Below are 1,192 nucleotides of genomic sequence, written 5' to 3'. Positions count from 1 at the left end.
AGCGGGACGGAGTCCTTGCGGGTGTAGGGATCCATGCAGGTGCGTGTCCTCAGGCGGCGGGAGTGTGGGGCTGGGTGGGCCACCGACCTGCTGCTGCCACGTTGCCTTGTCTGGTCAGAGGTAGAGGCTCTGGCCCAGGAATGGGGAGCCGCTTGTCGCTGTTTTCAAGGGCAACTGGTGTGGCTGGATCTGCCCTCAGGCCGGATTACGGCTTCACTGCGGGTGCCCCGCCTAACGTTGCGACTCCACGATGCCAACGCTGAGGCGCAGATCTTAAATCGTTTGCAGCAGTTGGCCAAGTCTTCTGGTTCCCAGACAGAGGGAAGTTAAGGGCAAAACGAGAAGTTTAGCTTGGCACCGACATTTTGCGGCAGACTATCGACCAATGCAGGATCGACTTTCCAGGAGTGCCATGCGCCCACCAAGTTCGAGCCTGCTGAGGAACTGGGAGCCGCGTTCATACTCGCTCATAGTCATAATGTATGCAGCATGCATGCAGCTCGGTACCTACCTTGCCATAGCAAAGAGGGCGCTCCAGTCGCGGTTGGGCACACCCGGCTTGGCGATGATCTCAAGGATGCGATTTTGGGCAGCGGGCTGGAATAAACTTTCGACGGCCACTTGGGCTACCTTCGTGCGGGGGATGCTGCCGTCAAAGAGGGTATCCGCCTTGGATAGGACAATACCGTCGTTATTATCCTGATTTTTCAGGCCCCCCGGTCGAACGATGGTGTAGGTGAGGCCGCTCTTTTGCAAGTATTCTTCTGCGCGTTTTTTCCACACCAGGATCAGCCAAAACAAGTTGAGGGGATGGAACAGCTGGGAAACACACAGGGAAGAGATTAAAACAAAGTGTTGGATCCCTTTGGCTTTGGCCACATCGACCAGGTTCTTGGTGCCTTCATAGTCGACTCGGTAGGGCTGAAAGGGATCCCAACTGGGCCTGGCCCCGGTGGCACAGAGCACTACCGTGCATCCTTCCATGCCTGTCTCCAGCGTGGCCGGATCCAGCACATCCCCCACCACCACTTCCGCTTCGCGGGGCAGAACCCGTGCGGCCAGCTCGCGGCTGCGCACCAGCGCCCGTACCGGGATGTCGCGGCCCACCAACTCTTTGACAATGCGGCGTCCGGTTTCTCCTGTAGCCCCTGCAACAAAAGCCTGCATAAGTTTCTGATACATTTACGCTGAA

2 protein-coding genes are annotated in these 1,192 nt (G+C 57.8%); one reads left to right on the top strand and one right to left on the bottom strand.

Going from position 1 to position 1,192, the window contains the following annotated elements; genetic code table 11:
• The first annotated feature begins 33 nt into the window (after positions 1 to 33).
• Entirely contained in the window at positions 34 to 330 is a 297-nt protein-coding gene (locus tag NW819_RS11540) for a hypothetical protein (RefSeq protein ID WP_414413829.1), read from the top strand.
• A gap of 177 nt (positions 331 to 507) precedes the next feature.
• On the opposite strand, the gene NW819_RS11535 is transcribed toward NW819_RS11540, so the two are convergent.
• Entirely contained in the window at positions 508 to 1,167 is a 660-nt protein-coding gene (locus NW819_RS11535; protein ID WP_414413828.1) for an SDR family oxidoreductase, read from the bottom strand.
• Positions 1,168 to 1,192: the final 25 nt, after the last annotated feature.

It is taken from the genome of Synechococcus sp. R8-2 (genome assembly GCF_047461715.1).
Lineage (GTDB): Bacteria > Cyanobacteriota > Cyanobacteriia > Thermostichales > Thermostichaceae > Thermostichus.
This window is presented reverse-complemented; position numbering and strand designations above follow the sequence as displayed.